The 2,421-nt window shown below is 58.7% G+C and carries 1 protein-coding gene; it reads right to left on the reverse strand.

Annotation, left to right across the window (positions count from 1 at the left end; all coding sequences use genetic code 11):
- Positions 1-48: 48 nt before the first annotated feature.
- A complete protein-coding gene (ltrA, locus tag AC13C0_RS00150; protein WP_341580986.1) occupies positions 49-1,389 on the reverse strand; it encodes a group II intron reverse transcriptase/maturase in 1,341 nt (446 codons plus the stop codon).
- Between the last annotated feature and the right edge of the window lie 1,032 nt (positions 1,390-2,421).

Consider the following 2,421-nt stretch of genomic DNA (forward strand, 5'->3'; position numbering starts at 1 on the left):
ACCGGGCATACGGATCACGTACCACGGCGGTTCGGTTGATTGAGTTGTTCAGCGATCCACAAGGTCCGGTAACCCCATCGACATAAAATACTGTCGGGGTAAGGCTTGCGCCAATCCCGGACTGCGGCTCAAACGCCACGGGCCATGAGCCGACTTGGCCGTATTCCAGGCCAGTCTTACACTCACCCCGCGCTTGCGCAACTGGCGGTAGCCGGATCGTCCCCATTGCTTCAGGTGATAGCAACGTAGCTTGCGGCGTACCCACTTTTCCAAGTCCTGGATCGGCGATTTCACTTGCGCAAAACCGTAGTAGCCTTTCCAGCCCCTCAGGTACACCGCCAGCTCGTCGATCACCGTTTGCATGGTTCGACTCCGCGTTCGCCGGGTGATTTTCCGCACGCGATACTTGAACTGCCGGATCGCGTCTTCGCTCACCTTGCGGCGCTTTTCCCCACCTCTACGAGTGAACGTGAACCCCAGGAACACCCGCTCCCAGGGGCGACCAACAGCACTCTTTTCCTCATTCACCACCAGTTTCAGTCGGCGACGCAAGTAGCCGGTGATGCTCGCCAGTACTCTCTGCCCTGAACGCTGGCTCTTGACGTAGATGTTGCAGTCGTCCGCGTAGCGGACGAACCGGTGGCCACGTCGCTCCAGTTCCTTGTCCAGTTCGTCGAGCAACAGGTTTGCTAATAGCGGTGACAGTGGACCACCCTGTGGGGTGCCTTCCGAAGCCGGAGCCCAGACATCTCCCACCAAAGCGCCTGCCTTGAGGTAGCTGTTGATCAGTTTGAGTACCCGCTCATCCGTGACTCGCCGCTTCACCAACGTCATCAGTTTGTCGTGGTTGACCCGGTCAAAGAACTTTTCCAGATCCATGTCCACGGTCCATCGGTAGCCTTTGTTGATATAACGCTGGGCTTGGTGGATGGCCTGATGGGCGGAACGCCCCGGTCGGAAGCCATAGCTGGAATGGGAGAAGCTTCCGTCCCACTCCGCCTGCAAGACCTGGAGCAACGCCTGTTGGATCAAGCGGTCGAGTACGGTCGGGATGCCCAGTTTGCGCACGCCACCTTTGGGCTTGGGTATCTCTACCTGACGAACCGGCTGGGGCCGGTAGTCGCCCGCCAGTAGCTGTGCCGCGATGCTGGGCCAGTGCTGTTTTACAAAGGCGGTCAGGTCGTCAACGGTCATGCCGTCTATCCCTGCGCTTCCCTTGTTGCGTTTGACCTGACGGAAAGCGCGGCGCAGGTTGTCCCTCTCCAGCACCCGTTCCATCAGTCGATCGTGAACAACCGGAGTGTCTTCCCTGCCGGATCCAGCCACTACTTCACCCCCTGTTTCCAGGGACAGCGTTTGCTCTTTCTCCGGTGCCTTGTGGGGTCTCATCGCGACAGTGACTGCTCTCTTCATTTAAGCCCGGTAAAGGGCACCGTTCGGGCCTTCCCGCCGACATTCACTTCAGGCCATGCCTGCCGAGTAATCCGCGGTACTATGCCTTCTGCTGACTTCTCCTGTGCGGTCGGGGCCAATCACTCAGCCCCCAGCGGTTTTCGGCTGCACGCAGCGTCCCAGCGCAGCTACAGGAGATCTCCCAGGGTAAGACACCAGACTTTCATTGCGTAGATGCTGGATTTATAAAACGCCGGCCACATGCAGATGGAGGGCTTAATGGTCACGTGCCCACTGGCCCCACCGACGTCACACCTCATATCCAGTTCCTGTTCGTCATCCCGCAATTTTGCGTTGGGCTTCCTCCAGACATTCCCTCGCGGGTTTGCCCTTGCCCTTTCGCTAACCTTCGGCTCTGCGAATACCTGGTATCGGGACTTTCACCCGACAAGTCTGGTGCCATGCCTGGCACACACGCGAAGATAAGCGGCGCCCTGTAAAGGGCGTCCGGTGGAGGCCAACGGCCGGAACGAACTTGATCGACTTGTGTACGCCCAGCATGGGCATGAACTAATGGGGTGAAAGTCCCCTGTGGGAAGATCACCGTTTAGCCGGTTTTACCCGATTGAACGCTAACCACTAGCGAATGGCAAGGGCCGATCCGTGAGGGGCGGTCTCCGGAACGCCGGCCGGAAGTAAGCCGCTAGCAAAACTGCGAGCTGATGAACAAGAACATCATATGAGGCGTAGGCTGAAGGCGAGTTGGCACCAGACGACGAAGCCACGTGATCTAACGGCCACCGTAAATGATGCAGCAGTGCAGTGACAGTGCATGCTCTTATCTGGGGCGGTCCGACGCATCGGGATCTGCTCAACGAGCGATCGGTCAATTACCAGTCAGGCCACTGGTCGATCAAGCCTGGGCGCAGCCGTTGCCATCGGCGGTTGCGAGCGAATGAGATGGACACCGATAGCGCCGATGGGGGTAACCCCACCGGTGATTGAGCAGAAGTCAGCAGCGGCCATAGT

Source organism: Marinobacter sp. B-21 (assembly GCF_056857895.1).